Origin of the sequence: Janthinobacterium sp. PSPC3-1, from assembly GCF_049896105.1 — a bacterium.
Classification (GTDB): Bacteria; Pseudomonadota; Gammaproteobacteria; order Burkholderiales; family Burkholderiaceae_D; genus Janthinobacterium.
The window spans coordinates 1-24,462 of sequence record NZ_JAFCTQ010000050.1; the positions used below are offsets into that span (position 1 = coordinate 1).

The following is a 24,462-nucleotide window of genomic DNA, read 5'->3' on the forward strand; positions in this document are numbered from 1 at the left end:
CTGCCGCCCACCGTCTACGAACGGAAAATGGCAGCACGTGAACCTATCGTTGTGTCCGAAATTACTTGACCACCACAATCAGGGAAGTAAGTTGGCGCACGAGGTCTCCAGTGTTTTTGTTTATATGATGAATTGCAGTGATGCAATTAAATCAGCGGGCGGTGATTGTGACAAGGTGGAAGTGAAAATACTCTGGAAAACTGAAATTCGCTTGACCTTCCGCCAGTTGGAAGGTGTAGCGTAAAAAGGCGATTTCATCTCAGGTGGTTCAGGTAATTTGCAAGGAACTTAGTTGTCCGTCATAGGGAAGATACTGCAGATGAATTTCATGCTGACGCGCATTGTAAGCAACCGGGCCGAAATAGGTGCAGGACAGCGTACGCCTTACTCTACCTTTGGAGGCAACAATAGCCGCCACTCATTCCTCGCGTCCCTTGAGCTCCCTCCACACCACTTTCCCCGCCACCTCCTGAAATCATGCACTGGCGTTCGCCTCACCTCGTGCTGTATCCACCCAGTAACCAGTCATTTTGAAAGAGAATCATGCAACGCTTCCACTTATTGCTTCTGGCAACGGTTAGCTTCTCGCCGGTTGTCTATGCACAATCCACTCAACCCGCGAGCACCACGGCGACAGTGACGGATGCTAAGGCCATTGTGCCGCCGTTGAAATATGTTTCTGCTTTTGCGGATGCTAAGCCGATTGGGGAGCCCCCGATATCTCCAGATAAGGCCTGGATTCAGGCAAATAAAGAAGTGACAGGGGACTCTCAGCATGGCGATCTGGGGGACATGTCGATGGAAATGGTACCCGGTGCAAAAAGCCAGGAAGAACCCAAGCCGTCTTCGGCGAACGATCCGCACAAAGGCCATCAAATGAACATGAAAGGCAAATGACATGAAGCGACTATCGTTGCCAACACCCAATCGGGTAGCTACTGTATTCGGTGTCATATTTCTTGCAGGTTGCGCCAGCTTTTCACCGGATGGTGGATTAAATGATGTCTCCCGGCTAACGCAAGAGAGGATTGGACAGGTCAAGCCCTTCACGAAAGAGACGCTGAAAGATAGCCAACAGTCCACTTCACAGGTGCAATCACTGCTGTCCGCGCCACTGACGCCTGAATCTGCGGTTCAGATTGCGCTGCTCAATAATGCAGCGCTGAAGATCTCCTTCGCTGAATTGGGCGTCTCGGAGGCTGAGTTTGTACAAGCTGGACGGATGCGCAATCCAAGTTTTAGTTTCGGCCGCGTCAGTGGTGGTGGCGATGCGGAAATCGATCGCAGTGTGATGTTTGATATTGCGGGCCTGCTGACGTTGCCCACGCGTCGCCGCGTTGAGCAAGGACGCTTTGAGCAAGCCAAGTTGCTAACAGCTGCTCAGGCTGTGCAGTTGGCGGCAGAAACCCGTCGGGCATATTTTATGGCCGTTGCGGCGGCCCAATCGGCCGCTTTCGCGGAGCAAGTGCGTGGCGCCGCCGAGGCATCATCGCAACTCGCCGACAGCATGACCAAGGTTGGAAACTGGAGCACACTTGATCAGGCCCGTGAGCGTGCGTTTTACCAAGATGCGTTGACACAATTAGCGAGGACCAGGCATGAAGCAACAGCCACGCGCGAACAGCTCATTCGCCTCCTGGGCCTGTGGGGAGAGCAGCAAAATTTCGTCCTGCCTGACAGATTGCCTCCACTGCCGGAAAAGCCGCAGGAAACGAACAATGCGGAAGCACAGGCAATGTCGCAACGTCTCGATATGCTGTCGGCCCGCCGCGATACCGAGGCAACGGCCGCGGCACTTGGCTTGACAAAGGCAACTGGCTTCATCAACGTTTTTGATGCCGGCTACACCAATAAGAGTACGACAGGTTTGCCACGCGAGAGCGGCTACCAGATTTCCCTTGAATTACCAATTTTCGATTGGGGTGGCGCCAAGGTCGCGCGGGCCGAGGCGCTCTACATGCAGTCCGTTCATCGCACCACCGACACTGCCGTGCGGGCGCGCTCGGAAGTTCGGGAGGCGTACTCCGCATACCGCACTAGCTATGACATCGCCCGTCATTATCGTGACGATGTTGTGCCGCTGCGGAAAAAAATATCCGACGAGGTTCTGCTTCGCTACAACGGGATGCTTGCCAGCGTATTCGAATTACTGGCAGATTCGCGCGAGCAACTGGTGAGCGTAAATGCCGCCATCGAAACCCAGCGCGACTTTTGGATTGCAGAAACCAAACTTCAATCCGCCATCAACAGCGGAAGTACGAACGATACAAGGGCCATGCCATGATTTCACGTAGAGATTTTTTCAGAGGTGCAGGTGCTGTAGCGGTAAGCGCCGCTGCCGTTAGCAAGGCCGGTGCCGCGTCATTGCCTGAGGCCATGTTGATGGACAATGCCAAGACGCACATCCCTCCGGTGCCACCCACTGGCCGGCCCTACAATCCGGTCGTGACCCTGAATGGCTGGTCATTGCCATGGCGGATGAATAACGGCGTAAAAGAATTCCATCTCGTTGCCGAACCCGTGGTGCGTGAACTTGCACCAGGGATGAAAGCCAACCTTTGGGGCTATAACGGGCAATCCCCAGGCCCGACAATTGAAGTGGTCGAAGGTGACCGGGTGCGTATTTTCGTGACCAACAAGCTACCTGAGCACACCAGTGTTCATTGGCATGGCCAGCGCTTGCCGAACGGTATGGATGGCGTAACGGGCCTCAATCAACCGGGTATCGCTCCGGGAAAGACTTTCGTCTACGAATTCGAGGCCAAACGGCCAGGTACATTTATGTATCATCCCCACGCCGACGAGATGGCCCAGATGGCGATGGGGATGATGGGCTTCTGGGTGACCCATCCAAAGGATCCATCGCTCCATGCTGTGGACCGTGATTTCGTTTTCCTGCTCAACGCGTATGACGTGGAGCCGGGAAGCTATACGCCGAAGATCAACACCATGCTGGACTTCAACCTGTGGACATTCAATAGCCGCGTCTTCCCCGGCATTGATTCATTGCCTGTGCGCCAAGGTGACAAGGTACGCATCCGTGTCGGTAACCTGACGATGACGAATCACCCTATTCATATACATGGCCATGAGTTTTTCGTCACTGGTACGGATGGCGGCTGGACACCACCGGCGTCGCGCTGGCCTGAAGTCACCACCGATGTCGCAGTTGGGCAAATGCGCGCCATCGAGTTCGTCGCTACTGATCTGGGTGACTGGGCACTTCACTGCCATAAATCCCACCATACCATGAATGCAATGGGCCATTCGGTACCGACAATGATTGGCGTCAACCATCGCGGGGTTGCTGAAAAAATTAACAAAATCGTCCCTGAATATATGGTGATGGGCGACAAGGGCGGCTCCATGGGAGGCATGGAAATGCCGCTACCAGATAATACTTTACCGATGATGACGGGTGAAGGACCGTTCGGTGGGGTTGAGATGGGGGGAATGTTTACCGTCTTGAAGGTGCGCAAGGACCAGAAGCGCGGCGACTACTCCGATCCTGGCTGGTACAAGCATCCGGCCGGAACCGTGGCATACGAGTGGACGGGTAACCTTCCTGAGCCAGAACGTGCAACTAACGCTGGGGGGCAGTCGATGCCGACGATGAACAAACCCAATATTGAAGTTACTGTTCGTAAACCGACCGGACATAGCGGTCACTAATTTTTTTTAACTGAAAGGAAACATCATGAAAAACCTGCACAAAGTTGTATTGGCAACCTTGATTGGCCTGTCATCCGTGGCAACGACCTCCGTGGTGCTCGCACAGCAGCAGAGCGCCTCCGCGACGCAAGACGCGATGAGCGAAGGGGAAATCAAGAAAGTGGATAAGGACGCCGGCAAGCTGACCATCAAACATGGCGAGCTGAAGAACTTGGGCATGCCTGGGATGACTATGATGTTCAAGGTCAAAGAGCCGTCGATGCTTGACAAGGTCAAACAAGGCGACAAAGTACGTTTCGTGGTGGAAAAAGTTGGCGGTGCATTGACGGTCACTTCCATCGAAGCAGTAAAGTAAATTTAACAAAGAGAGTTGAACATGAAGACACTGCGGAAAATGATTCTTGCCACATCCATTGTGGCGGCAACGCTGGCTACCCCATTTGCCTTGGCACATGCGAGCTTGAAGAGCTCCAATCCCGAGGCAGGTGCCTCCCTGGCAGTTGCACCAAAGGAGATTGCGCTGACCTTCAACGAGAAGGTGGAAGAAGCCTTTAGCTCAATCACTCTGAGCGATGACGAAGGCAAAGCCGTTGCTGCAGACAAGGCAAAGGTTGATGCAGCAAATCCGGCCATCTTACGCTTGGAAGTACCGACATTGAATGCTGGCGCCTATACCGTGAGCTGGGCAGTTGCAGGGCACGATGGACACCGTCGCAAAGGCGACTTTAAGTTCACGGTGAAATAAATGGATGCAGTCTCGCTGTTGCAAGTCAGTTCAGCTTTGCTGCTGAACCTCGGCTTTGCCTGGCTCGTTGGATCATGGTTTGCACGCTACTGGATGCGTTCTAGCGGTGTCGATCATGATCATTTCGAACCAGCGCTGCGCAAACTTGACTTGATGGCAGCGGCAATCAGCATGGTTGGTAGTGCATCGGCACTATTGAGCGCGACGGCGGTCATGGGAGGTGTAGGGCTACGCGAAGCGTGCCCGATGTTTTGGATGATGGTGTCGACAACTGACTACGGACATGCAGGCTGCGCCATTGTTGTGACGATGCTTGTTCTCTTTATTGTTCGATTTGTAGGCGGAGTCGGCCGCAGCAGCGATATTGCTGTCGTTCTGCTTTTGGCTATTTTTTCTGCAACACGGGCGTCCATGGGGCATGCGGGCGAGGAAGGCTTCTGGACCATTCCGCTAGCGGTTGAAGCGATCCATTATTTTGCCATCGGCCTATGGACTGGTGCAGTGATGGTTTCCGGCTGGTTTGTTCTACATAAGTCGCGGATAAGGAAATTTGATACGGGTACCACCGATCAATACCTAGAATTGATGTCCCAGGCAGCAATGCTTGCAGTAGTTGCCATTGTTGCTACTGGAATTTACAGCGCATGGCACCGAGTGGGGAGCTCAGAGCATCTTGTTCATACCACCTATGGCATCACCTTACTGGTCAAAGTTGCAATGGTCCTTCTTGCCGTCGCCTTGGGCGGCTACAACAAATTTCTTGGATTGCCTGCCGCCTCCCGCTCCTCCCGCGGCGTCACTCTGGTGAGAGTCGTTTTACAAGTAGAGACCTTGCTACTGCTCGGTGCACTGTTTGCGGCGGCAATTCTTACCACTCAACAACCACCTACCGCGATGTAATGTCGCGACGGTTTTCTACAAGGGAGTACGATATGAAAAAGATGACCTTAAATGCAATTGCAGTAATGTTACTGGCCAGTTTGAGCACTTTCAGCATTGCTGCGGTACCGGATAGCAACCCAGCAGCACATAGTGGCCACCAGCATGGCGCAAATGAGCAGAGCGCATCTCTTGTGGGCAAGGCGGGTGACCCGAAAAAAGCGACGCGTACCGTCACTGTCGATATGAACGACACCATGCGTTTTAACCCAGCGTCTATCGCCGTGAAACGGGGCGAGACTATTCGCTTTGTCGTCAACAATTCCGGCAAGATCAAGCATGAGATGGTCATTGGTTCTGAGAGCGAGTTGAAAGAACATGCCCAACAAATGGCAAAGTTTCCGGAGATGGAGCATGCGGAACCCAATCAGGTGACCCTGACGCCTGGGAAATCGGGAACCATTGTCTGGCAGTTCGACAAAGCCGGCAAAGTGGAATTTGCGTGCTTACAACCCGGCCACTTTGAGGCGGGCATGAAGGGGCAGGTAGTGGTTTCTGCCAAATAGATGACTTCATTCGGCGGGAATGTTCAATTCCCGCCGTTGCCGCAATAGCTGGTTCCACCACAGCCAACGAAACAGGCGAATCTGGCCAAGGAGTGATTCATGAGTAGAACTGACGCCGAGCATCATGCACACGAGCATCATCACGACAGCCACAGTAAAACTGAACCCGACGATGCGCGGCTGGCAGTAGACGAAAAACCATTCATTGACCCGGTATGCGGTATGCACGTTGGCGCAAATCCCGAAAAAGAAATCACCTACAAAAGTATGGTCTACCACTTCTGTAGCGGAAAGTGCATGACAAAGTTCAACGCAGCGCCAGATTCCTTTATCGATAAAGCGAATGCGGCACCCAACCCTGCGCATGCCCCCCAGGAGGGAGCAGTCTACACCTGCCCGATGCACCCCGAGATTCGCCAGCCAGCACCGGGAACTTGCCCTATTTGCGGCATGTCGCTCGAACCTGAAATGCCGACGCTAGATGAGGCGGAAAACCCGGAGCTAGTCGATTTTCGCCATCGTTTCTGGTGGACGCTGCCTCTTACCTTAGTGGTGTTCTTACTGGCGATGTTTGGGCATGTGTTCCTTTCTATGGGGCTGCCAGGCCAAAACTGGATTGAATTCGCATTAAGTACACCTGTCGTACTGTGGGCCGGCTGGCCATTTTTCAGACGCTGGGCGCAATCGCTGGCACGCATGAGCCCGAATATGTGGACTTTGATTGGCTTTGGCGTAATGGCTGCTTATGGCTATAGTGTCGTCGCCACAATCGCACCGGGCCTCTTCCCGCTTACCTTTGCTGCACATGGCCGCATAGGCGTATATTTTGAAGCAGCGGCAGTCATTGTTTCGCTCACGCTTCTTGGACAGATACTTGAGCTGCGCGCACGCTCCCAAACTTCCGCCGCAATCAAATCCTTACTTGGCCTCGCTCCAAAGACGGCTCGACGCATTCAGGACGATGGCTCCGAGAATGACATCCCGCTCACGCACGTCCACGTCGGCGACAAACTCCGTGTCCGACCCGGTGAGAAGGTACCAGTTGATGGCGTAGTGCTCGATGGCGAGAGCTCGCTCGATGAGTCAATGCTGACTGGCGAGCCCTTACCTGTGACAAAGCGTGCAGGAGACACGTTGATTGGCGCAACGATCAATACCAGCGGGAGCCTGATTATGCGTGCCGAAAAAATCGGCAGCGACACGATGTTGTCTCAAATCGTACAAATGGTCGCGCAGGCGCAGCGCTCCCGCGCGCCTATGCAACGACTCGCCGATAGTGTTGCAGGCTATTTCGTGGTCGTTGTCGTGGCAATAGCGCTACTGACGTTCGTGTTATGGGGAATGTATGGCCCTGAACCGAGCTGGGTCTTTGGTTTTGTTAACGCCGTTGCAGTACTGATCATTGCTTGCCCATGTGCATTGGGGTTAGCCACGCCGATGTCCATTATGGCCGCCACAGGCCGCGCGGCCACCCAAGGTGTGCTCTTTCGGGATGCCGCAGCGATAGAAGACCTCAAGAAGGTCGACACACTGATTGTCGACAAGACGGGGACCCTCACTGAAGGTAAGCCTTCCTTTAACAGCGTGGTCGCAGCGCCCGGTTTCAAGGACGAAGACGTCCTGCAAATGGCGGCGAGCATAGACCAGGGCAGCGAACATCCGTTAGCGCACGCGATCGTCTACGAAGCGAACAGGCGAGCACTGGTGCTAACCAAACCTGACAGTTTTGAGTCTGCCAGCGGTATTGGCGTGCGCGGCACGCTTGGCGGGGTGCACATCGCACTGGGCAACACCGCGCTGATGGATGCTGACAAAGTCGATTGGAGGCCGCTTGCTGAGGTCGCTGAACGCCTGCGGACAGAAGGTGCTAGCGTCATGTATCTATCCTCTGACGGCGTTTTGGCTGGACTGATTGCGGTGTCGGATCCCATCAAGGCAACGACGCATGAGGCCATAGAAGGCTTGCGCGCTGAAGGGCTGACCGTAATCATGGCCACTGGCGATGGCGTCACCACTGCGAAGTCCGTAGCCGAAAGGCTGGGCATCACGGAGTTCTACGGCGAGGTGAAACCACAGGACAAGTTGGCCTTGGTAGAAAAACTGCAAAAGCAAGGCAAGGTGGTCGCAATGGCCGGCGATGGAATCAATGATGCCCCCGCACTGGCGAAGGCCAATGTTGGTATTGCCATGGGTACAGGAACAGACGTGGCTATCAATAGCGCTCACGTCGCTTTAGTAAAAGGAGATCTGCGTGGGATTGCCCTTGCCCGTCGAATCTCGGTCGATACTGTTCGAAATATGTGGCAGAACCTGGGCTTCGCGTTTGTCTACAATGCCTTGGGCATTCCCCTGGCTGCCGGTGTGCTGTATCCATTTACTGGCCAACTGCTATCGCCGATGATCGCCGCGTTAGCGATGAGCCTGAGTTCCGTGTCTGTCATTACCAATGCACTCCGGTTGCGCGGTACCGGTCGGCCTTAACCGCTGACTGTGGCACCGAGCGACATTCTTGTGGAAGCAAACATGAATATACCTGCGATAGTGAAAGCTGCATCGAATAATGGCTGCTTGCTTAGCAACGAAGAATTGAATTTTCTTCCGGCTGCACGCCTCAATAGAGACTGTTTCTGCACCAGTTTGGATAGCTCCGCATTGAAAATAGCGCTTTCTAGCGAACCGGGCATGGACGGATTGCACGAGTTGATCGAGGAGCGGTGTCCCTATCTATTTTCTGCGCGGCCTATTTTTGTCTCGTATCGCCAAAGCAAACGTATTGCGGACGTTATTGCAGCGATTGAATCCGTAATATCGCTGCCATCGTATCGTGCGCGCGTTCTGACTGATGCTCCTGACATTGCCAAGCATAATCCTGATGATGCAAAAGGAGTATTTTTTGGCTATGACTTCCACATCCACGACGATACCTTGGCGCTCATCGAAATCAACACAAATGCCGGTGGAGCGATGCTCAACGCCGCGATGGCAAAAGCCCATAGATCGTGCTGTCTCAGCGATAGTGAATTGACACGAGCCATTGATAGCGGTGCGACCCTTGAAGATACCATCTTCAACATGTTTGAGTCGGAATGGGCGCTCTCTCAACGTTCACAGCCACTTCGGACAGTCGCGATAGTTGACGATCATCCAGAGCAGCAGTATCTCTATCCCGAGTTTGTTCTTTTTCGACGCTTGTTCGAACGCCACGGCATAGAGGCCGTTATTGCCTCACCATCGGACCTTACCTATCGTGATGGCGTTTTACGTCATGGGGATCTTGCTATCGACTTGGTCTATAACCGGCTGACCGATTTCATGCTTGAGTCGCCCCAGTGTCTCCCATTGCGTTCGGCGTATCTAGAAAGCGCAATCGTGCTAACGCCGCACCCCCAAGCGCATACCCTCTATGCAAATAAGGCAAATCTGGTTCTGCTATCGGATAAGAAAGAGCTCGTAGCGCTTGGCGTAGCCCCCGCCGTGCAAGATATTCTGCTCAAGAGCATACCGCGAACGCAGATTGTGACGGCCTCCGATGCGGACCGCTTGTGGACGGAGCGCCGAAAGTTGTTTTTTAAACCTGTTGCAGGTTACGGGGGGCGAGCCACGTACCGTGGTGAAAAGATCACCAAACGGGTATGGCAGGACATTCTGGCTGGTGACTACGTCGCTCAGGCCCTCGTCATACCCGGTGAGCGCTCGATCGGTTCCACCGATAATCCTAGCTCGCTGAAATTCGACCTTCGAGTCTATGTTTATGACGGAAAGGTGCAGTGGACCGCGGCCAGGATGTATCAGGGGCAAACCACCAACTTTCGCACCCCTGGAGGTGGTTTTGCACCTGTTTATAGTTTGGACGACGAGCGCACTGCGAATGAAATCAGCTCTATCGCGACTAGAGCTAGTTCCCATCACGATTGAGACGTGTTTGATCCTTAAAGCGAACAGGTTAGTTAGTTACTCTATCCGACCAGCTCTCTGAAACGTCAGAAATCGAATGTCAATGAGGGAGGAATCCATGAATAAAATTGAATCGATCCAGGCATCTATCGGGCTCACAGTTAAGGGTAGCACCAGCGCGGAAGGCAAGACGGCAGGGCAAATGTTTTCTGCCACATTAGCTAATGCACTAGGATCGACGCCAATAGTGGCAATGGCCTTGCCTCCAGTGGCAACTATTCAACACACACAGTTTGACCTTCCATTGAATTTGACCGCTGCTAAGATTTGGCAGCAGGTGAGTATCAATGAACGTGCGCTCGGACTGCGGGCGTACCGTCAAGAACTTCTCGCATCCAATATCGCGAATGCCGATACGCCTGGATATGTGGCGGTAGATATTGACATTGAGAAGGCCTTAAAAACAGGAAAGTCAAAAGATGACGTTTCCCTGCAATTTCGTATTCCAGCCCAAGGTAGCATTGATGGAAACACCGTTGATATGGATGTTGAACGGGCCCAATTTGCTCACAATTCCCTCATGTATGAATACAGCGTTGATCGTGTCAAGGGACGCTTCAAGGAACTAGATGACCTTTTGAAAAATACACCATATTAGTAATCTCTTCTTGGAAATACTGACAGTAGCGACTTAATGCAACTACCGCAGGCAACGGAAAGATTAAGTCATGGCGTGATCGGGTAAGCACCTGAATGGATACGATCGCTGCTGGCCGCATATGCCACCAGCAGCGATCGCATCCAGCACTCAAAACCGCGTTACTTTTTCTTCATCATTTCCTGACAGTCCTTCATCATTTGATCCATTTTTTCATACATTTTCGGATCCATTTGATGATCCTTTTTTGGCTCCATCTGATGTTCCATTCCAGCTTGCGGGGCTTTATTGGCCGCTCGCATCATTTGCGCCTGCTTGGCCTTGCGCCCTTGCTCAATCAGTTGCCAGTCCGGGCCAGCGAAGGCGGGAAATGCAGTGCTAAGAGTGCTGATACAGAGCAGCGTAAGTAGTAATTTTTTCATGATAGACTCCTCGATAAACTAATTTGATGTATGCATCGTCATCCCCATGGTCAAGTGGCTAATTCAACCATCGACAATACAAAAGCCGCAGCGCAACTGCGGGAACGTCTGACATATCAGAAAAAAAATCACTTCTATCCGTTTGCGAAACAAAACGCATCGTAGCAGTGGTAGCACCGAGATCCGGATAGTCGCCGCCTGCGTTATGGTCGGCAAAAGGTGGTCCCATATAGCAGAAGGCGCATGTCTGGCAGCTTGGCATGGCCATCGGCTGCGCAATCGCCGCAGATGCAGGCATGTCGTTTTGCAGTGGAAACGCCGGTATATGGCTGCACCAGATAAAACCGAACAACACCACCGCACACCTCACGAAATACACGAGGTGCTTAGCCGAGCGGTAGGTGCCGAACGGTCTCATGACGGCTAATTCTCCTCTGCTGCTGCCGAGCCGGCGGCACGGATCTGACGCCGACGAAGCAGCAGATAAACCGCAGGGACCACAAACATGGACAACAACGGCGCGGTAATCATGCCGCCAACCATCGGCGCGGCGATGCGCTGCATGACCTCCGACCCGGTGCCGGTGCCCAGCATAATCGGCACCAGGCCGGCGATAATGACCGCCACCGTCATTGCCTTGGGCCTCACGCGCAAGACCGCCCCTTCACGAATTGCATCGAGCAGATCGGTTTCACTAGCGTTACCATTCGCCAGACGTTCATCCCAGGCATGCTTTAAATAAAGCAGCATGATTACGCCGAATTCGGCCGAGACGCCAGCCAACGCGATGAAGCCGACGCCGCCGGCGACTGACAGGTGATAGTCGAGCAACCACAGTAGCCAAATGCCGCCGGCCAGCGCAAACGGCAGCGTTGCCATGATCAAGGCCGCTTCATCGAAGCGCTTGAAGGTCAAATAAAGCAGCACGAAGATAATAAGCAAGGTCGCTGGCACGACGATTTTGAGTTTTTCAGTGGCACGCTCTAGATATTCGAACTGCCCCGACCATGCAATGGAGTAACCCGCCGGCAATTTGACTTCCCTGGCGACGACTTGCTTCATGTCATACACAGTCGAACTCAAGTCGCGATCGCGAATATCGACATACACCCAGCCTGACAGCCGGGCATTTTCACTCTTGAGCATCGGTGGGCCGTCGTCGATGCGGATCGCGGCGACATCACCCAGCCGGATTTGCGCCCCCCGCTCTGTCAGCACCGGTAGCTGGCGCAGTTTCTCAATTGAGTCGCGCACCTCGCGTGGATAGCGCACATTAATCGGGAAACGCTGCAATCCTTCAACAGTTTCACCGATATTGTCGCCGCCGATCGCCGCCGACACCACGCTTTGCACGTCTGCTATATTCAAGCCATAGCGGGCGGCCGCGTCGCGATCGATGTTGACGTCGATGTACCGTCCGCCGTTCAGGCGCTCGGCCAGCGCTGAGGAGACACCCGGCACCTTCTTGACTGCGCGTTCTATCTCACCAGTGATGCGGTCAATTTCCTGCAAGCTAACGCCTGCGACCTTGACGCCGACCGGGCTTTTTATGCCGGTGGCCAGCATGTCAATCCGGTTGCGGATCGGCGGCACCCAGATGTTGGACAGCCCAGGCACCTTGACGGTGCGGTCCAGTTCCTGTATCAATTTTTCCGGCGTCATGCCAGGGCGCCACTGATCGCGCGGCTTGAACTGGATCATGGTTTCGAACATTTCCAGCGGCGCCGGATCAGTGGCGCTCTCGGCTCGACCGGCCTTGCCGAAGACGCTTTGTACCTCTGGTACCGTTTTAATCAGCCGGTCAGTCTGCTGCAACAACTGCGCGACCTTGCCGGCCGACAGACCGGGCAACGCCGACGGCATGTACAGCACATCGCCTTCATCCAATGGCGGCATGAATTCGCCGCCGAGCCGGGTCATGGGCCAGATCGTGATGGCTGCTACCAGTGCTGCCGCCAGCAAAGTCAGCTTTGGAAAACGCAGTACGACATCGAGCAAGGGGCGGTATAGCGCGACCAGGAAACGATTGAGGGGATTCTTTTGCTCATCGGGAATCCGGCCGCGGATCAGATAGCCCATTAAAATGGGAATCAGCGTCACCGCCAGTCCAGCCGCCGCCGCCATCGCATACGTCTTGGTAAAGGCCAGCGGCGAAAACAGACGGCCCTCTTGCGCTTCCAGAGTGAACACGGGAATAAACGAGAGAACGATGATCAAAAGCGAAAAGAACAGTGCTGGTCCAACCTCAACAGCAGCGTCGCCAATGACGCGCCAATGCTCATGACCCTTTAGCTGTTTACCTGGATGGGCATGATTCCAGGCTTCAATATGCTTATGGGCATTCTCGATCATCACCACGGCGGCATCGACCATCGCGCCTACAGCAATGGCGATACCGCCCAGCGACATGATATTGGCGTTGACTCCCTGGTAGTACATGACGATAAAGGCGATCAGGATGCCGATCGGCAGCGTGATGATGGCCACCAGCGCCGAGCGCAAGTGAAACAGGAACAGCGCACAGACCACAGCGACGACAATGAATTCCTCGATCAGCTTTTCTTTCAGGTTGGTCACAGCGCGCTTGATCAGGTTCGATCGGTCGTAGGTGGGGATGATCTCGACGCCGGGCGGAAGGCTCGCTTTTAGCTTTTCCAGCTTGACCTTGACGGCATCGATGGTTTCCAGCGCATTTTTCCCGGAACGCATGATGATCACGCCGCCAGCAACTTCGCCCTCACCATTCAAATCGGCAATCCCGCGCCGCATCTCTGGCCCGATCTGGATGCGCGCGACATCGCCCAGCCGGACCGATACGCCAGCGTCAGTCGTCATCAACGGAATCTTGCGGAAGTCGTCAAGCGACTTCAGATAACCAGAGGCCCGTACCATGTATTCGGCCTCGCCCAATTCCAGCACGGAACCGCCCGTTTCCTGGTTGGCTTTCTGCACGGCATCGATAATTTTGCCATGTGGGATGTTAAAGGCGCGCATCTTGTCTGGATCGAGCACGATCTGGTACTGACGCACCATGCCGCCAATGCTGGCCACTTCCGAGACGTTGGGCACCGCTTTCAACTCATACTTGAGAAACCAGTCCTGCAAGGCGCGCAATTGCGACAAATCGGTCTTGCCGCTACGGTCGACCAGCGCATATTCATAGACCCAGCCGACGCCGGTCGCATCTGGTCCGAGCGCGGTTTTTGCCTGCGGTGGCAGGCGTGACTGCACCTGGTTCAGATATTCCAACACCCGTGAACGCGCCCAGTACGGATCGGTACCGTCTTCAAACAGAATGTAGACGAAGGAGTCACCGAAAAACGAGTATCCGCGCACCGTCTTGGCACCCGGCACCGACAGCATGGTGGTGGTCAGTGGATACGTGACCTGGTTCTCGACGATTTGCGGCGCTTGCCCCGGATAGCTGGTGCGGATAATAACCTGCACGTCCGACAGGTCGGGAATGGCATCGAGCGGCGTGCGCGCCAGCGACCAAATGCCCCAGACCGTAATGAATACAGTCGCCAACAAGACCAGAAAACGGTTGCTGATAGACCAGCGGATCAGTTTTGTGATCATTTCGCCACTCCCGCGGGTGCTTTCATGCCACCCATGGGTTTATTTTCGGGTTTCGGCGCACCGGAGGTCGGCGCAATGGCCACGATCTCAAAGCTGCCATCCTCGCCTTGCTGGATGTCGAAGGCGACTCGGTCACCTATGCCAATATTGCGCTGCAAGCCCGTGGAAGACACTTTGAAACCCATCGTCATCGCCCCCCACTGCAGCGACGTGATAGGGCCATGCGAAATGGTGATTTCATCCTTGCCGATCTGTTCGACCTTGCCTACCCCATGGTGGCGCGGAAGTGCCTTGTCTGCGTCAGGGGACTGCGTATCGCTCATGCGTGTCGTCGTTCCCTTCAGGCTGGCCTCGGAATCGATCAAGAACTGCGCCGAGACGACCACTTTCTGACCAGCGGATAGGCCCTTGCGAATTTCGGTGAGACCACTGCCTTCGCTGCCGACCTCCACATCGACGGGCATAAACTTGCCGCCCTCCTGGGCAAGCATGACAACGCTGCGCGTACCCGTCTGGATGACTGCCTCCGACGGCACCTGCAAAACATCGGTGCCACTGTTTGACGCGAAGGTCAGAGTAGCAAACATACCGGGCAACAACTGAGCGCCGGGGTTAGCCAGCTCCACACGGGCTTTCAGGGTTCGCGTCGCGGCATTAACTTCCGGCAAAATGGCACCCACCTTGCCCTTGAAAATAGTTCCGGGTAGCGCCTGTACCTGCGCTTCGACGGCGTCACCAGGGCGAACCTTGGCCGCCACGCTTTCGGGAACCTCCGCGTTGACCCATACTGTCGCAAGTCCATTGATGCGAAACAGCGGCGCACCAGCGGAGACGGTCATTCCTTCGCGGGCGCCAAGCTCTGCGATCACACCGCTGATGGGTGCTGAAACCGTCAAGCGAGGATGGACCTTTCCACTTGACTCGACTAGCCGGATTTGCCCCTCACTCATACCAACTAGCCGCATGCGCTGGCGGGCAGCGTCGACCAGGGATGCTGTTTCATTGCCTTGCATACGACGGCTTGCCAGATAGTCTTCTTGTGCCGCGATCCAGTCAGGGACATACAAGTCAGCCAAGGGTTGCCCCTTTTCCACCGGATCGAGCAGGGCACGCGCATACAAGCGCTCTACAAATCCACCGCTACGCGCCTGCACCAGTGCCACGTCGCGCTCGTTATAGGCAACGTTACCGACGGCAACCAAGCCGGCGGACATCCTTCCTGATGTGACGAGCGCTGTGCGCACTCCCAGGTTTTGCTGGACCCGCGGGCTAATCGTAACATTACTGTCCTCACCATCCCCCGCAGCATAGACGGGCACCAGCGGCATATCCATGAACGGTGACTTACCGGGTTTGTCAAACTTCTGGCCCGGCACCATGGGGTCATGCCAATATAATGGTTTCTTGTTGGCAGCACTCGCGGCGCCTGCTGCGTTGCCGGATACCGCCTTGACGTCACCTGTAGATACTGTCTGATGTGCTTGTCGTAAACCAAACTGGTAACCGGCATAAGCGACCGCTGCAAGGGCACCCGCAAGTACTAGGACGCGTAATTTCTTATTGTTCATTTGAATTCCTGCTGGCGATGTACTGCGGAAATCTGCGTGATTGCGATGTCGGGAAAGAGGAAGCGAAGCTGTGCCCAGAACTGGGCTGTATTCATCTGCAACTGCAGCAACTGAACGTGCATGTCCGCACTGTTACGCCTGGCAGCGAGCACCTCAGCCAAAGAGGCTTTTCCGCCACGATAAGAGGCCAGGACCGCTTGGCTTCGCTTGTCGGCAAGGGGCAATAGCTGGAGCGCGTAGCGCTCGCTACGTTCTTGGCCACTCCTCCATTCGATGAGCAAGGCACGGATGTTGGCGGCATCTTCTCGCAGCAGTTCGTCGCGTTCGCTCCTCGCTTGTTCGACCAAGGCGAGTTTGGAGCCTAGTTCGCGGTCCTGCCGGTTTTTGCGATCCCACTGTAATGGCAGGGATAGGCCAACGGAGACCATGTTCGAGTAGGCCGCGCCGCGCTGCTGGAATGCGAACTCGATACTCCAGTCCGGATGCCGATTCGCTTGCGCCAGATTGACGTCGGCCTGGGCGACTTCTTCCTGCCGATTCAACACCATGATCTGCGGGCGGTGCGCCAGTTCAGTGTCGAGCAACACCGGGTCCAGAGGGATGGTGCCCAAGTCGGGCATGCTGGAATCGGCAAGTTCGCCGCTGCTGCCAGTCCAACGCACCAGCATGTTTTTTGCCGTATTGAGGTCGCGTTCGACCTGACTGGCTCGGTCCTCAAGGGTTAACAAGGCAGAACGCGCAGCCAGCACGTCGGCCTGGCTGCCACGCCCGCCCCGATAGGCGGCCGTAGCGGCGTCAATTTCCTGGCGGGAAAAGACCACTTGTTCTGTCAGAACTACTGACATTTTCCGAATGTAGTAGACGTTGAGCCAGGAGATCGCCGTGTCGCGCTGAATCGCGGCGAGTGCGACATCTTTTTGCGCCTGCGCCTTGTCGGCTTCGCGCTCAAGACGTGCGGAACGCCAGCGCAATTTATCGGCGCGTGTCAGTTCCTGCGAAATGCCGATGCGCCGCATCGTCATGAAATCCCCGCTCAAACTAAAGCGATCGGTGCCACTTAAGGGCACATTATCGATGCCGACCTTGAGAGTGGGATCGGGGCGCTGCGCCACTGCTACCGCCATTTCGTGTGCGGCGACAGTTGCCTGGTCCTGCGCATGAAGTTGGCGCGAGCGGGCGACAGCCTGCTGCAGCGCCTCGGTGAAGGTGACTGGCTGGGGGGCCGCGCGCGCATCATGAACGAAGGCAAGCAGCGGAACAGTAAGGGCGAGAGTTAACGCCGTCTTCATGAATGGGTGAAGGCGGACGACGCGTGCATTTGTATGCACGGTGTACGGGATTGACATGGCAGCTCCAGAATGCGATGGGAGGCATCGCCTTGTCGAACCCGACAAGGCGATGGCGATCTAGGCAGTCTGGAGTGTTAAATACGGAAACAGCAATGGCGGATAGCGATAGGCGGTGCCGTTGGCCTCGCCAAGGTAATGAGCAAAGGAGGTTTGGCTGTATACACTACGGGAGTGTCATAAATAGCTAACGTCAGAAGCAGGACAACAGGTACGAAAGATGGGTGGTCGGCGACAGGCGTCTTGTCCAGCGACTGCCTGGACGCATCCCCCACAGCATAAATTTGACACAACGTCGACTGGTCAGTGTCCATGCCGGCGCAGTCTGTCATCGCGGGCATCGCAGACACCCCAACACCTGCGGATGTAACGGAACTACCGACTCCCATCGGTACGCCGGGGCATAGGTATGAAGCGACCGCATGCTGCATGAACAGCATGCTAAGTATCGCGACAAGAGCCGTGAACAATCGCACTGTGCGGGAGGTCTTCATAAACTATCTAAACGGATGATATTCGTAGCCTAGGTTGTATCAAACCAACTGTCAAGCTATTGCTATGCTGTCACTTGACCGTGAGCAAGTACGGATCGAATGACAGATATCATCACTATACGCATTACCATAATGGGAAGGTCAATCAAAGACATATGTCGCCGGATTGGAATGCTTTACGTTTAATTGCTTGACAAAAAACTTGCAATCGATGCACCATTTCCAGCAATTCCTTCGCTGGACCGGTGTCGATTGATTTCAATGACGAATATCCATGAAACGGCTTATCCACGCCTGAAACAAGAGTTCACTGAGCAGGAGCTCGGGGCGATCTACACGCCTTCGCGCGCACAAATTGACCATATCTTCACGCTGTATCGCCAAGCATCGCATCGTACTTTTTTGCTGATCCAACTTATGCTGTTGCAAAGGCTCGGTTATTTCGTCCCTTTGTCGAGCATCCCGTCTATCGTGGTGCGGCATATCTGCGAACATAGCGGTCTGCGCGTTCCGGCAAAACGAGCGCTGGCGCAATACGATCAATCCGGTAGCAAGACAACACACCAGCGCCGTCTGCGCGGGTACGTGGGGATCCGGGTGATGGACTCGTCCGATGAATACTGGCTGGAAGATCAGGCCCTGCAGGCTGCCCATACCAAGCAGGAGCTACCCGACATTATCAATGTCCTGATTGAAGAGTTGGTCCAGCGTCGCCTGGAACTGCCTGGATTCACCTACTTGTTCAGGCTGGCTCGCCATTCCCGTACCAGCGTCAATGACGGCATCTATAAGGCGGTGGCTGGCGGATTGCCAACTTGCGTGGTCGAGCGTTTTGAACACATGCTCACTGCGGGTAAGAACCTGCGCATATGGGATAGCCTCAAACGCGAGCCGAAGCAGCCCAATGTGCGTGCGGTGACGGATTTCCTGGCCCACATTGAGACCATGATCGCGCTGGCGCAGGATCTGCCCAATACCGAGGCCATCGCCGCAACCAAGCGTGAACAACTCGTTTTGGAGGCGCGTGCCCTGGATGTGGCGGAAATGCGGCGGCTCAAGCCACTCAAGCGCCACACCCTCATCGTGCTGCTGATTCAAAGCCAGTTGCAGAAGGCAATGGACGATATCGCCGAAATCTTCATCAAGACCATCCGCAGCTTGCATAACGGTGCCGAGGAACGGTTGCGGCAATATCACCTGCAGCACGCCGAACAGATTGAGCGTTTGATCGGACAGTTCCGCGAAGTGCTGACCGTCCTGAGCGACGAGGGCAGCGACGAGGAGCGCGTCGCTAGGGTCGAGCAATCCCTCGACGGGGATCTTGGGGCATGGATCACTGAATGCGACGAGCACATGGCGTATGCTGGCAATAACTATTATCCGTTCATGCTGGTCGGGTATGTTGGCAAGCGCAGCCTGCTCTTCAAGTGCCTCGAAGCGCTCAGTCTGAAATCGAGCTCCCAGGATCAGAGCCTGCTGGCGGCGATCGCCATCATCCAAAAGCATCGCTCCAGCCACAAGGAACAACTGCCAGCGGCAGAAGGTGCGCTACCTGAATTGGCACTGGACTGGATGTCCGATAAGTGGCGCAAGCTGGTTTTTGGCCGAGTCGCAGCCGATGCCCCAGCGAACGTGCATCGCAAGTATTTCGAACTTGCCGTGATGACGCAAGTCATGGATGAACTCAAGTCGGGCGATCTGTACGTCGAGCATAGCGGCGACTACGATGATTATCGCAACCACCTGGTGGACTGGGAGCAATACGAGCGTGAAGTGAAAGCCTATGGTGAACTGGTAGGGCTGTCGGTGGAAGCTCCGGCGTTTGTCGCGCAGTTGCGCGACAAACTCGGCAGTCTAGCGCGCGACGTTGACAGCCGATTCCCGCAAAATAGCCTTGCCGATATAGACGAGAGCGGCATTGTGATCCGTCGCATGGAGCGCCCGAAGCCGCCACCCGAACTTGACGCCATCGAGCAGATGGTCACCAATGAAATGGATCCGGTGAGCATCCTTGATGTATTGACCGAGACTGAAAAATGGTTGGACTTGCATAAACTCTTCGGTCCGTTGTCCGGCTTCGAGGCCAAAGTAGACGATCCGCGCAAGCGCTTCATCACTACGTTGTTTTGCTATGGTTGTAACCTGGGCGCCACGCAAACCGCACGCTCGATCAAGGGACTGAGCCGCAAGCAGGTGGCCTGGCTCAATCTCAAGCATGTCACCGAGCAGCGTCTGGACAAGGCGATCGTCAAGGTGATCAATGCATACAACCGCTTCGCATTGCCACGTTATTGGGGGTCGGGAAAGAGCGCGTCGGCCGACGGTACCAAATGGAACATTTACGAGGCTAACCTGCTTTCCGAATACCATATCCGCTACGGTGGATACGGCGGCATTGGCTACTACCATGTGTCCGACAAGTACATCGCGTTGTTCAGTCACTTTATTCCATGCGGCGTCTATGAGGCGGTTTACATCCTCGATGGGCTAATCAACAACCAGTCGGACATCCAGCCAGATACGCTGCACGGCGATACCCAGGCCCAAAGCACGCCTGTCTTTGGCCTGGCTTCGCTGCTGGGTATCGACCTGATGCCGCGCATCCGCAATATCAAAGATCTGGTGTTCTTCAAGGCGGACAAGGCCGACCAGTATGACAATATTGGCAGCCTGTTCCGTGGATCGATCGACTGGGAACTGATCGCGCGCCATATGAAGGACATGCTGCGCGTCGTTATTTCCATCAAAGCGGGCAAGATTGCGCCATCGACGATCCTGCGCCGCCTAGGGACCGCTAGCCGCAAGAACAAGCTCTACTACGCGTTCCGCGAGCTCGGTAGGGTACATCGGACAATGTTCCTGCTCAAGTACATCAACGACGCAGAATTGCGTCGTACCATCCATGCAGCAACCAACAAGAGCGAGGAATTCAACGGCTTCATCAAATGGTTGTTTTTTGGGGGCGAAGGCATCATTGCCGAAAACGTTCGGCACGAACAGCGCAAGGTTATCAAGTACAACCAGCTCGTTGCGAACATGGTCATCCTGCACAATGTCCATGAGATGACGCGGCTCCTCAAGACAATACAGGCAAAGGGATATGTGCTAACGGAGGAGGTGCTTCGCGGCTTAGCGCCATATCGGAAAGGGCACATCAACCGATTCGGCGAATATATGCTGGACCTTGAACGCGAGGTAGCCCCGATGAATTATAAAGTCGAATTTACCAAATAAATCAATTGGTTAGGTCGGTTTTTGCGAAAAAAACTGCAATCCCGGCCGGCCCTCTATCACATCCCGAGTAATATCCAGTTATAATCAGTCATGCTCAAACGCTTCCTCTATATTCTTGCTGTCGCTTTCGCTCTCCAGATGAGTTGGGGAATTGCGAGCGCATATTGCTTGCATGAGAGCGGTAAAGCAAGTTTGCATTTTGGGCATCACCAGCACGAACACAAAACATCCAAAGATACTTGCTGTGGTTCTTCCTCTTCCAGTTCAAAGAAATCGGCTGTTCATCTTGACTGCCCATCGTGCTCGCATGGCTTGGTAGGCATGATCACTTGGGCTTCCAATTTCGAGGAGCCGTTGACGGCAATTCATTCCCCGCCGTTATTAGTTCGAGCATTACCCCCTCCCTATCCTGAATTACCTGAGCGCCCTCAGTGGCATGTTGCCGCCTAGTCCGGCGACATCGACTCATACACATCTTCGTATTTGTAGATCACCACTACAGGTGAGCGTGTCGTCGCCGGATTCTTCCCATTTCATTTTTTGGAGAATTCTATGCGACCATCATTTTTGCCGCTTGTGCTTGCTATCGTACTCGCATTTCCGCTGCAAGCGGCTGCACAGACGGAAGCACCGTCAGTTGCAACGGCAGCCCCAGCGGCTGCTCATAAAGGCGCTTCTGCATTGACATTGGCAGAAGCAATCAAACTCGCCTTTGAGGGCAACCCTGGGCTCCGGACAGCCATGCGTGATATTGATATCGCCGCTGGCGAATTGATCCAGGCGGGTACCCGACCTAACCCTGAGCTTTCCTTTGTTTCGGAGGGTCTAAAAAAAGAACAGAGGACACGAACTATACAATTCAGTCAACCGTTGGAGCTGGGTGGCAAACGTGCTGCCCGCATGGCGGCAGCGAGCCTCGGAGGGGATATTGCCTCTGCCGATCTGGCCGGGTACCGTACCTCGTTGCGCGCTGACGTCGTGACTGCTTTTTTCGACGTCGTAGCGGCTCAAGAGGGCTATCAACTTGCGCTTGTATCACAGCAACTTGCGCAGCGCGTCAGCGATGCAGCGGCGCGGCGTGTGATGGCAGGCAAGGTGTCACCGGTAGAGCAAACCCGGGCTCGTGTGGCGGAAGCAAGCAGCAAGATCGAACTCAATCAGGCTGCCAATGATCTGACGCTGTCCAAACGGCGTCTCGCTGCAACTTGGGGAAGCCAGACACCCCAGTTTGATTCCGTTGTCGCACTTGAAATGCCAGCACAGGCTATCCCTACCTCTAATGAATTGAATAATCGCCTTCCGACAGCCCCACAGACTCTCCGGGCACGTCTGGAAGTTGATCGCCAAGAGGCGTTGACTAAGGTAGAACGCAGCCGCAGGATTCCTGATGTAAATCTGATCGTTGGAACCCAGCGTGACGAACAACTTGGTCAAGTCGGGCCGCGTCGCACCATCTTGGGGCTATCGATTCCGTTGCCACTTTTCGATCGTAATCAAGGCAATGTCCTCGCAGCCTTGCGCCGAGCAGACAAAGCCAGAGATGAACTGAAGGCAGTAGAGAACAGATTGTCAGCGGAAGTTGCTGAGGCAACTGCACGCCTCAGTGTTGCGCAGTCCGAATTGACAATTTTGCGGACCGACATTCTGCCAGGAGCGCTGAGTGCATATGAGGCAGCTTCAAAAGGGTTTGAACTCGGAAAATTTAGCTTCCTTGATGTCCTTGATGCACAGCGCACACTTTTCCAGGCAAAAACTCAATATGTACGCGCGCTCGCTGAATCACATCGCTCCGCCGCCGACATCGATCGCATTATCGGACGCGTTGAATCGAATGGCACTTTGATTGCACCTGCGATCTCATATCAGGAAACAAAATGAAAACACCGAACATTGAAAAGAAATCGCTGCGCGCGATGATGGCGATCGTAGCAATCGGCGCTGTGCTGTTGGCCGCCATTTTATTTACTGGTAAATCCGGCGGCGCCCCGGAAGGGACGGACACTGAAACTTCCGCCAAGGCAGATGAAAAAGAGAAAGGCGTTGGAGGAGGCGCCGGCAAAGGCAGCCATGGCGGAAAATTGTTTGTCCAAGGGGCGACTACCGTTGAAGTCATCCTTGCAGAAGAGAAGGGAGAAGCTCGCCATCGCTTATGGCTCTACGAAAATGGCAAACCCGTTGCGCCGACTACCGCCACTGCGACCGAGCAAATCAAACGCGCTGACGGCCAGGTGATGAACTTTGAATTCGCAGTCGACAAAGATAGTTTGCTGGCCAAAGAGAGCATTGCCGAACCGCATATTTTTGATGCTCTCATTACTGTCCGTAAGGGCGGCGTCACGATCCCGATCAAGTTGCAAAGCGAGGAAGGCAAAATTGAGTTGACTGATGCTCAAATCAAGACTGCTGGGGTGATGGTAGCAAAATCCGGTACGGCGAGTATTAATAGTGCCTTTCAACTAGCTGGCGAAGTGCGCTTCAACGAAGACCGTACTGCACACATCGTGCCCCGTTTGCAAGGTGTAGTTGAAAGTGTGGCCGTCGACCTTGGTCAGCAGGTAAAGAAAGGACAAGTTCTAGCAATCATCGCCAGCACCGTTTTGTCTGAAATGCGCAGCGAATCGCTTGGTGCGCAAAAGCGCTTGGCGATGGCGAAATTGACCTACGACCGCGAGAAAAAATTGTGGGAAGGCAAAATTTCCGCAGAGCAGGATTATTTGCAAGCCCAGCAGGGGCTGCGCGAAGCGGAAATAGCTGCTCAGAACGCTTCTCAAAAAATCGCCGCCATTGGTGCCTCTGGTGCTAGTTCCGGTGCATTGAACCGCTTTGAACTGCGTGCGCCATTCGATGGTGCAATCATCGAAAAGCACATTACTTTAGGCGAATCTGTGGCCGCCGATGTGAACGTATTCACGATTGCGGATCTGTCAACGGTATGGGCAGAAATCATCGTTCCCGCCAAGGATCTCGGCACTGTGCGCGTTGGTACGAAAGCACTCGTCAAGGCAACCACGATGGATTCCGAGGCATCTGGTGTAGTTTCCTATGTGGGTTCGCTGCTTGGAGAACAGACACGCACGGCCAAAGCGCGAGTCACCCTGGCAAACCCGAAACTGGCCTGGCGCCCGGGCCTGTTCGTCAATGTCGACCTGACCTCCGATGAGCGCGAAGTACCTGTTGCGGTGGCCAGCGATGCAATCCAGACGGTTGAAGGTAGTCCAGCCGTGTATATCCGCATCGATGGCGGCTTTTTCGCTCAGCCAGTGGAGACCGGCCGCAGCGATGGGAAATACACCGAGATCGTAAAGGGTCTTGCTGCTGGTACTACGTATGCGGCAAAAGGTAGCTTCGTCCTCAAGGCGGAGCAGGGCAAAGACAGCGCCGAACATGCACATTAAGCCGGAGAAA

The 24,462-nt window shown here is 54.6% G+C and carries 19 protein-coding genes; 14 read left to right on the forward strand and 5 right to left on the reverse strand.

Features of this window, described 5'->3' with window-relative positions; all coding sequences use genetic code 11:
• The 11 genes from ACP7B7_RS28780 to ACP7B7_RS28830 all read left to right on the forward strand — a co-directional run.
• On the forward strand, positions 1-244 hold a 244-nt coding region (locus ACP7B7_RS28780; protein WP_426078991.1), incomplete at its 5' end, for a hypothetical protein.
• A gap of 299 nt (positions 245-543) precedes the next feature.
• Positions 544-897: a hypothetical protein gene (locus tag ACP7B7_RS28785; protein WP_070289041.1), complete on the forward strand. Its 354-nt coding sequence runs from the start codon at positions 544-546 to the stop codon at positions 895-897.
• 1 nt (position 898) lies between these two features.
• The gene (locus ACP7B7_RS28790; protein ID WP_070289042.1) at positions 899-2,284 is read left to right on the forward strand and encodes a TolC family protein; all 1,386 of its coding nucleotides are present in this window, start codon (positions 899-901) and stop codon (positions 2,282-2,284) included.
• Positions 2,281-3,672, forward strand: coding sequence for a multicopper oxidase family protein (locus tag ACP7B7_RS28795; protein ID WP_070289043.1), 1,392 nt, complete (start codon positions 2,281-2,283; stop codon positions 3,670-3,672). The genes ACP7B7_RS28790 and ACP7B7_RS28795 overlap by 4 nt, the downstream gene beginning before the upstream one ends.
• Positions 3,673-3,697: 25 nt before the next feature.
• The gene (locus ACP7B7_RS28800; protein ID WP_070289045.1) at positions 3,698-4,027 is read left to right on the forward strand and encodes a copper-binding protein; all 330 of its coding nucleotides are present in this window, start codon (positions 3,698-3,700) and stop codon (positions 4,025-4,027) included.
• A 21-nt stretch (positions 4,028-4,048) separates the two neighbouring features.
• Complete coding sequence (gene copC / locus ACP7B7_RS28805; RefSeq protein WP_070289046.1) at positions 4,049-4,417, forward strand: copper homeostasis periplasmic binding protein CopC; 369 nt, start codon at positions 4,049-4,051, stop codon at positions 4,415-4,417.
• Entirely contained in the window at positions 4,418-5,317 is a 900-nt protein-coding gene (locus ACP7B7_RS28810; RefSeq protein WP_070289047.1) for a copper resistance D family protein, read from the forward strand.
• A gap of 41 nt (positions 5,318-5,358) precedes the next feature.
• Positions 5,359-5,862: a cupredoxin domain-containing protein gene (locus tag ACP7B7_RS28815; RefSeq protein ID WP_413770987.1), complete on the forward strand. Its 504-nt coding sequence runs from the start codon at positions 5,359-5,361 to the stop codon at positions 5,860-5,862.
• A gap of 99 nt (positions 5,863-5,961) precedes the next feature.
• Positions 5,962-8,343 (forward strand): heavy metal translocating P-type ATPase, encoded by a 2,382-nt coding sequence (locus ACP7B7_RS28820; RefSeq protein WP_070289048.1) that lies wholly within the window; start codon positions 5,962-5,964, stop codon positions 8,341-8,343.
• A 42-nt stretch (positions 8,344-8,385) separates the two neighbouring features.
• On the forward strand, positions 8,386-9,777 hold the full coding sequence (locus ACP7B7_RS28825) for a hypothetical protein (protein WP_232731428.1): 1,392 nt from the start codon (positions 8,386-8,388) through the stop codon (positions 9,775-9,777).
• A gap of 97 nt (positions 9,778-9,874) precedes the next feature.
• Entirely contained in the window at positions 9,875-10,414 is a 540-nt protein-coding gene (locus tag ACP7B7_RS28830; RefSeq protein ID WP_306821361.1) for a flagellar basal body rod protein FlgB, read from the forward strand.
• A 161-nt stretch (positions 10,415-10,575) separates the two neighbouring features.
• Here the strand turns inward: ACP7B7_RS28830 and ACP7B7_RS28835 are convergent, their stop codons facing one another.
• From ACP7B7_RS28835 to ACP7B7_RS28855, 5 genes are read right to left on the reverse strand one after another with little or no spacing between them, the layout of a single operon-like run.
• Positions 10,576-10,836, reverse strand: a complete 261-nt coding sequence (locus ACP7B7_RS28835; protein ID WP_070289049.1) for a hypothetical protein — start codon at positions 10,834-10,836, stop codon at positions 10,576-10,578.
• Between the two features lie 58 nt (positions 10,837-10,894).
• Positions 10,895-11,254 carry a hypothetical protein gene (locus tag ACP7B7_RS28840; protein ID WP_131687601.1) on the reverse strand — a complete coding sequence of 120 codons (360 nt, stop codon included), beginning with the start codon at positions 11,252-11,254 and terminating at the stop codon, positions 10,895-10,897.
• 5 nt (positions 11,255-11,259) lie between these two features.
• Positions 11,260-14,415, reverse strand: coding sequence for an efflux RND transporter permease subunit (locus ACP7B7_RS28845; RefSeq protein ID WP_071080257.1), 3,156 nt, complete (start codon positions 14,413-14,415; stop codon positions 11,260-11,262).
• Positions 14,412-15,983 (reverse strand): efflux RND transporter periplasmic adaptor subunit, encoded by a 1,572-nt coding sequence (locus tag ACP7B7_RS28850; protein ID WP_070289051.1) that lies wholly within the window; start codon positions 15,981-15,983, stop codon positions 14,412-14,414. The genes ACP7B7_RS28845 and ACP7B7_RS28850 overlap by 4 nt, the downstream gene beginning before the upstream one ends.
• Positions 15,980-17,329: a TolC family protein gene (locus ACP7B7_RS28855; protein WP_232731429.1), complete on the reverse strand. Its 1,350-nt coding sequence runs from the start codon at positions 17,327-17,329 to the stop codon at positions 15,980-15,982. Before ACP7B7_RS28855 ends, ACP7B7_RS28850 begins: the two co-directional genes overlap by 4 nt.
• 755 nt (positions 17,330-18,084) lie before the next feature.
• Here ACP7B7_RS28855 and ACP7B7_RS28860 point away from each other — a divergent pair.
• From ACP7B7_RS28860 to ACP7B7_RS28870, 3 genes are all read left to right on the forward strand, one after another.
• Entirely contained in the window at positions 18,085-21,057 is a 2,973-nt protein-coding gene (locus tag ACP7B7_RS28860) for a Tn3 family transposase (protein WP_070289053.1), read from the forward strand.
• 552 nt (positions 21,058-21,609) lie between these two features.
• Entirely contained in the window at positions 21,610-22,935 is a 1,326-nt protein-coding gene (locus ACP7B7_RS28865) for a TolC family protein (RefSeq protein WP_071654388.1), read from the forward strand.
• Positions 22,932-24,452, forward strand: coding sequence for an efflux RND transporter periplasmic adaptor subunit (locus tag ACP7B7_RS28870; protein ID WP_070289055.1), 1,521 nt, complete (start codon positions 22,932-22,934; stop codon positions 24,450-24,452). Before ACP7B7_RS28865 ends, ACP7B7_RS28870 begins: the two co-directional genes overlap by 4 nt.
• Positions 24,453-24,462 lie beyond the last annotated feature (10 nt).